Below are 6815 nucleotides of genomic sequence, written 5' to 3' on the forward strand. Positions count from 1 at the left end.
AATGGATAAAAACTTTTTCATCGCAATTCTCCTGACCGTTCTCATCATTATCGTATACACTTCTCCTCAGTATCAGAAGCGTTTCGGTAAAGCATTTACCCGTGCGCCACAAGTTGAAACATCGCAGACCGACAGCCTTCAAACCTCGGTACCTCCGCAACAGACAGCGGTACAACCTCGACAGGCACCGTCAGCCCTGAACACGCCGACCGTTCAGGCTCCCGTTCAGGAAAAAACGGTACAGGATACAGCCTTTGCACAGATTAACGCGCCGGACCGTGAAGAAACAACGATTCTCAAAAACGACGACATAACGGTGGAACTGTCATCGAGAGCGGGTGCGGTTATTCAGGCAACAATGAATAAATATATAGGTTTGAGTAAAGATGAGAATGTACGCCTTGTCACCAATGGCCAACAATTCTGTACGGGAACAATTCGCGACAATGACGCGGTAATCGATTTATCGAACATTCTTTTTACCATTACGGACCATACTGATAACCGAGTGACTTTTATCGCAGAACTTACAAACGGCAAACGAATCATCAAAGAATACACTCTCGATGCAACCGGTTACATGCTCCATACAGTGACAACGCTCGATGGACAGTGGAGCGACCCGGAACTCTCGTTTTCCTGGCTCGGTCCTCTGAACAATACCGAAGAACCGACCCGTCAGATCAGGATATGGCCGTTTACCATGTTCATGCGTGATGATACAACCTTATACAACAAAATTTCGTATCTCGGACAGGGTGACAGGATAGTAAAAGAAGAAGGGAAAAAAACCAAAACAATACGGGCATATTCCAAAGAGGGCGCCCAAAAACTCGAGGTGAAAAAAGACAAGCCTGTCTATGACACGTTCAAAGGCGACCTCGACTGGTTCGCAATAAGAAACAAATATTTCATGACCGCGGCAATACCGAAAGACAACAAACGCTGGCAGGCGGAATCGAACGGTTTTCTCGTCGACGGTTCCAAATGGTTCAACTTCACCATTTCAAAGCCGACTTCCGCCGGCAATACGGCTCTCGATATTTACTTTGGCCCCATTTCGTTCGATACGCTCAAGAGTTACAATTCAAACCTCACAGAAATCATGGAATTATCCTGGCGGTTCATACGGCCGATTTCGATCGCATTTTTGTGGACTATAAAGAAGATGTACAAGGTCATTCCAAACTGGGGCATCGTTATTATTGTTTTCTCGGTACTTATAAAAATCGTCCTCTATCCTCTCTCGAAATCGAGCCTCAGCTCGATGAAGAAAATGTCAAGCCTCCAGCCTCAGATAAACGAGCTCAAAGATAAATTCAAAAACAATCCCCAGAAACAGCACCTCGAAATGATGGCGCTCTATAAAAAGGAAGGCATCAATCCCCTCGGCGGATGCCTGCCCATGCTTTTGCAACTTCCTGTATTCTTTGCACTTTACCCCGTTGTAGGCCGTGCGTTTGAGCTCAGGCAGGCGATGTTTATTCCCCATTGGATCGCAGACCTTTCGCGCCCCGATCCATTTTACATTTTACCGGTTGCCATGGGAATCTCGATGTATTTCCAGTCAAAGGATACCATGAAAGACCCAAACCAGAAACCCATGCTCTATATCATGCCGGTCATGATGGTCATTCTGTTTGCAAATTTCAGCTCGGGCCTCACTCTCTACTGGTTCATGTTCAATATTCTCACATCACTGCAGCAGAAATTCGTAAAACTCTGATCCACGATTCACCTATGCTCACGGAACTATCCCATGCTTCACTACAGCGGTGAAAGCGATACGATTGCCGCTCTTGCGACAGCCCCCGGTAAAAGCGGTATAGCAGTTGTAAAATTGAGCGGCCCGCATTCGGTCGACCTCATGCGCATTCTGTTTAAAAGCACAAAAGACCCCGGTACATACGAACGAAACATGGTATACGGCCACATAGTCGATGAGCATGAAAATATCGACAATGTACTCGTCTGCGTCATGAAATCGCCGCGATCCTATACCGGGGAAGATGTTGTCGAGATTCAGAGCCACGGCGGTTCTGCGGCTGCGGGAACGATCCTCAGAATGCTCGTCGAGGCCGGGGCACGGATAGCCGAACCGGGAGAGTTTACCAAACGGGCTTTTCTCAATGGCAAGCTCGACCTCGCCCAGGCGGAAGCTGTCATGGAAATCGTCGCCGCCGAAGGCCGTGAATACCTGAGACAGGCGGAACGTCTCCGTGACGGCGCTTTTTCAAAAAGCCTCATGGCCCTGCACGATACTCTCCGGGAATGCGCATCACTTGTCGAATTAAACCTGGATTTTCTCAGTCAGGATATCGAAGCAATCGGGGACAGCGACCTCATTCTCTCGCTCGACACGGTTATCGAAAAACTCGATGCCATGATTTCCTCGTACAGCGCCGCGCGAAGAATCAAAAGCGGGATAACGGTCATCATTGCCGGTGCGGTTAACACGGGGAAATCGACCCTTTTCAACACTCTGCTCGGTAAAAAACGCGCTATTGTCAATCCTTCTCCCGGAACGACCCGTGACTGGATCGAGGAAAAAATCGAGCTTGAAGGAATTCCGGTCAACCTCATCGACACCGCCGGAATCCGTGAAACACCCGACACGATCGAACGTGAGGGCGTTCTTGCAACAGAGCAACTTCTCGCTACCGCAGACATTATTCTGTACCTGAGAGATGCCAGTAATATTCTTCAAATGGGATCAAATACCACAAGCGGAGACGACCGTTACATTCACATCATGTCAAAGGGCGATCTTGTAGAGAATCCATCAGAAAATCCCGGCTGTCTATTGATTTCCGCACGAACGGGCCGTGGAATCGACGCTCTGATCGGAGCAATCGCAGAACGGACGCGAACGACGATATCGACTGCTTCAACCGATTCCCTCGTTATCGTGGAACGTCACCATGCGGAGCTTGTAAAAGCTCGTGAAGCGCTTGTCCATGCCAGGTCGAGCATCGGCACATGGTCTGAAGAGATTATTTCGATGGAAATCCGTGAAGCGCAGCACCATATTGAGTCCATACTCGGAAAAAACATCGATATGGATGTGCTCGACACCATTTTCAAAAACTTCTGCATCGGAAAATAATCCCTCTGTTTCACGTGAAACACCAGGTCTTATAAAGCACGGAGTGTCATTCCCATGAAAACGGAAATCCATAATCCAATGGACAATAAGAGCAGTCACGGGGAACTGCTCCAACAGGTATAACAATAGCATGACCGTAATTTATAGTGACGATAACGCGTCGTTTTTTAACACACTGATAATGAGCCTGAATCTCATACCTAACCACCTGTACCATTTGTTTTACGTCGTTCTCGCATAATTTTCCTGCTGAAGCGCGTTATATGACATCGCTTTCATTTTTTATTTTTATGTATTACTCTTTTTTTTATCCTACAATTCCGGGAAATGGTTTTGTTTCACGTGAAACATAATGCCCTTTCTTTTTAAATTTCTTCTCACCGTTGCGTTTTCCTGTTTTAAATGGTACATTTTCATTACATGTAATTTTCATATATTTCCCAGGTCATTTAACCTTATCCCTGATGATCCAAAATGATTGAACAATCCCTTTTTTACGATAATTTATATGCCGGCTCGTCCGAATATGGTGTTCCTCTTGACATGTCGGCTCTTTCTTCCTGCTGGAAGTATTATGAACTTCTTGTCTCATGGAACAGCCGTGTAAATCTTGTTTCTCAGCGCGATCTTGACCGTTTTATCGATTATCACATGCTCGATTCTCTTAAAATTGCATCTCTCTTCGATTTCTCGCGTGTCAGGACCATGATCGATTTCGGCAGCGGAGCCGGACTTCCGGGTATTCCTCTTGCTCTTGCCTTTCCTCATATTTCGCTTACATTGATCGATTCACGAACCAAACGGTGCGCGTTTCTCTCTGAGACCGTTTTTTCCATCCCGCTTGGCAATACGGTGATTGTTCACTCAAAAATCGAATCTCTTCCCGTTCGGTATAACCGTGCATTTGATGTCGTTGTTACCCGCGCAACCGCATCGCTCGCTGATTTTGTTTCCAAAACTTCTCGTTTTATTCATGGAAAAGGGTCTCTTATTTCTATTAAAGGCGATCATATCGATAGTGAACTTTCCGCTCTCGACCAAATTGTTGACAAACACCTTTTCAACATATCCGTTCATAGTCCGAAAGCGGTCGGATCGGTACGTCAAGGGACAGTCGTTATTATTTCGGGTGTATAAGTTATTAACAATCGTCTTCTATATATTGAATTATGTATGTTTTTGTATTACAACTCTTTATAAAATACAGGGCTTTTTTTTCAACACTTATTAACATGTTTTCAACACATATTTTTTCCTTATTTTACGGTCGTTTCTGACCATGTTTCAACTCATCATGAAAAATAACTTTTCAACAGTTTTCAACACCCTATGGAAATGTTAAAATCTCACGGTATCCTGTACATTGTTTCCACACCCATTGGTAATATGGGCGATCTCTCGTCACGTGCTCTCGAGTGTTTACGCGCAGTCGACATTGTCGCATGCGAGGATACGAGACATACCGGTCTTTTGTTCTCACGGCTCGGATTCAGGAAAAAACTTGTATCGTATAATGATGTCAATGCGCTGAAACGTCTTCCCCAGCTTATCGAGCATCTCATGAACGGTGAAAATGTCGCGCTTGTTTCGGACGCCGGTACTCCCGGTATCAGCGATCCGGCATACCGCATCGTCCGGGCCGCTCTCGATGCCGAAGTCGATGTTATCAGTATCCCCGGGGCTTCTGCCGTTCTTTCGGCGCTCGTCGTTTCCGGACTTCCGCTCGACCGTTTCGTGTTCGATGGTTTCATTCCACCGCGCGAGTCTGCCCGCGCCTCACGGCTCGAATACCTCAAAGATGAATCCCGCACGATCGTGCTCTTTGAATCTCCGCACAGAATCATCGCTCTTCTTGAGTCTGTCCTTGTTCATCTCGGCAATCGTGAAATTTCAGTATCCCGTGAACTGACAAAACTTCACGAGGAAACTGTCCGCGGCCCTGTCGAGGATGTTCTGGCCCGTTTAAAAACCAAGAAACCCCGCGGCGAATATACTGTCGTTATCCGTGGCGTCGGCAAGAAAGGCATTGTATGAAAGGGCACCTCATCTCGTTTGAAGGAATTGACGGCTCCGGCAAGACAACACAGGCCGAACTCCTGTATAACCGTATCCTCAATCTTGGCCATACCGCCCATCTTTTCCGTGAACCGGGCGGAACCCCTGTCGGCGAGCGCATACGGTCCATTCTTCTCGATGCATCACATAGTGACATGATGCCCCTTGCCGAACTTTTTCTTTACCTTGCCGCCCGCGTTCAGATTACTTCCCGCAGAATTGCTCCTGCTCTCGGCGACGGCGCTTTTGTCATCATGGACCGCTATATCGATTCTTCCGCCGCATACCAGGGCTATGCACGCGGTCTCGGAGTCGATCTCGTTCATCATCTTAACTCCATCGCAACCGGCGGTCTTGTCCCCGATATCACGTTTTTCATTGACTGCGACCCCCTGACAGCTCTATCACGTGTTTCTCCGACACCGGACCGTCTCGAATCCGAAGGGCTCGTTTTTATGGAACGTGTACGCGATGGTTTCCGCTGTCTCTGTCAATCGTTTGAAGACCGTTTTGTGCTTGTTGACGGGAATCGTTCTGTGAAGGAAATCGAGGAAACTGTCTTTGATGAAATCCGTAGAAGAGAGTTTTTACTGAAATGAAGCAGCGGGGAATTCCATATCTTTCTGATCAATCATTTATACGCAGCGTGGAATTTATTTTTTAAAAATCACCGGATTCCGCATTTCCCTCCGCTGATTTTTCTTCGCTTACCGCCGGACTTCCTTCTCCGTTCTTTACGGTTATTTTCAGCATGATACCAAGAGGAATTGCCGTGTGAAATGCAAGCGCCAGTAAAAGTAAACCCCCTGCAAGCAGAAGGGAGTTCCCTCTTTTTTCATATTGTTTATAAAACTGTTCACGGTATGTCGAGTCTTCTTCGCTGGTAATTTTCTTATAATATTCCTTGTCCGTCTGTTTAATGTACTCAAGCTTGTTTTCCGCTCTTTCTTTATCCATACCATGATAACGGAATCCCGATATGATCAGTCCAAATCCGATAACAGTTTCCACCATGATAAGAGAAAGTGCGATCAGAGCGAGATAACGGATTTTTTTTATCATTTCGTCCATGATGATTCCCCTTTTATTATTATAGAGGATTTTCAGTTATTTTTTCGAGAGTCTCATGCGTTATCATCATGTGTGAAGCATGCCATGCAGCCGCTCCGTTTTTTAACAGTATCGCTTGCGGAGATTCATGCTTAATGCCTGTTTTTTCAGCAATTTTGTTCGATATATCACGGCTGCTGATTACATCAACCATATAGAGGTCTGCTTTTATGTCGCATGTTTGTGCGAACCGCTCAAATTCATGTCGTGCGGCTCTTGAAATCGGGCAGAACGGGCTGTTTTTAAAAATAATGACCTGCGGTCTTCTGAAAATATCATCGAGGTCATCGATTTTTGTAAGTTGTATGATTTTCATGATTTAGTTTCTACTGTTTTCAGGTGTAACTTTTTATAAATTACCATTGCTTTTCTTTCTTACAAAATATATTTTCCCAACATATGCAATAATATCATACGGAGACAAACATGAAATCTCATCCTTTTTGGGGAAATCCCTTTAACCGTGTATCTCGCGATCTTGAAAACGATATTGAATTTTTGTCGTCCGTGCCGATTTTTGATTCTCTTTCAAAACGTCAAAAAC

At 45.7% G+C, this 6815-nt stretch carries 7 protein-coding genes; 5 read left to right on the forward strand and 2 right to left on the reverse strand.

All coding sequences use genetic code 11. The annotated features are described in order from the left end of the window. Position 1 precedes the first annotated feature (1 nt). From yidC to tmk, 5 genes are all read left to right on the forward strand, one after another. Positions 2 to 1726 (forward strand): membrane protein insertase YidC, encoded by a 1725-nt coding sequence (gene yidC, locus LLG96_19750; protein ID MCE5252442.1) that lies wholly within the window; start codon positions 2 to 4, stop codon positions 1724 to 1726. Between the two features lie 33 nt (positions 1727 to 1759). Further along, complete coding sequence (mnmE, locus tag LLG96_19755) at positions 1760 to 3106, forward strand: tRNA uridine-5-carboxymethylaminomethyl(34) synthesis GTPase MnmE (protein ID MCE5252443.1); 1347 nt, start codon at positions 1760 to 1762, stop codon at positions 3104 to 3106. A gap of 474 nt (positions 3107 to 3580) precedes the next feature. Beyond that, entirely contained in the window at positions 3581 to 4243 is a 663-nt protein-coding gene (gene rsmG, locus LLG96_19760) for a 16S rRNA (guanine(527)-N(7))-methyltransferase RsmG (protein MCE5252444.1), read from the forward strand. A gap of 192 nt (positions 4244 to 4435) precedes the next feature. Further along, positions 4436 to 5140, forward strand: a complete 705-nt coding sequence (gene rsmI / locus LLG96_19765; GenBank protein MCE5252445.1) for a 16S rRNA (cytidine(1402)-2'-O)-methyltransferase — start codon at positions 4436 to 4438, stop codon at positions 5138 to 5140. After that, positions 5137 to 5760 (forward strand): dTMP kinase, encoded by a 624-nt coding sequence (gene tmk, locus LLG96_19770; protein ID MCE5252446.1) that lies wholly within the window; start codon positions 5137 to 5139, stop codon positions 5758 to 5760. The genes rsmI and tmk overlap by 4 nt, the downstream gene beginning before the upstream one ends. A gap of 61 nt (positions 5761 to 5821) precedes the next feature. Here tmk and LLG96_19775 read toward each other — a convergent pair whose 3' ends face one another. Both LLG96_19775 and ytxJ read right to left on the reverse strand, forming a co-directional pair. Further along, positions 5822 to 6232 carry a hypothetical protein gene (locus LLG96_19775; GenBank protein MCE5252447.1) on the reverse strand — a complete coding sequence of 137 codons (411 nt, stop codon included), beginning with the start codon at positions 6230 to 6232 and terminating at the stop codon, positions 5822 to 5824. A 19-nt stretch (positions 6233 to 6251) separates the two neighbouring features. Further along, positions 6252 to 6587: a bacillithiol system redox-active protein YtxJ gene (gene ytxJ, locus LLG96_19780; protein ID MCE5252448.1), complete on the reverse strand. Its 336-nt coding sequence runs from the start codon at positions 6585 to 6587 to the stop codon at positions 6252 to 6254. Between the last annotated feature and the right edge of the window lie 228 nt (positions 6588 to 6815).

Source organism: bacterium, from assembly GCA_021372535.1.
GTDB lineage: Bacteria > Latescibacterota > Latescibacteria > Latescibacterales > Latescibacteraceae > JAFGMP01.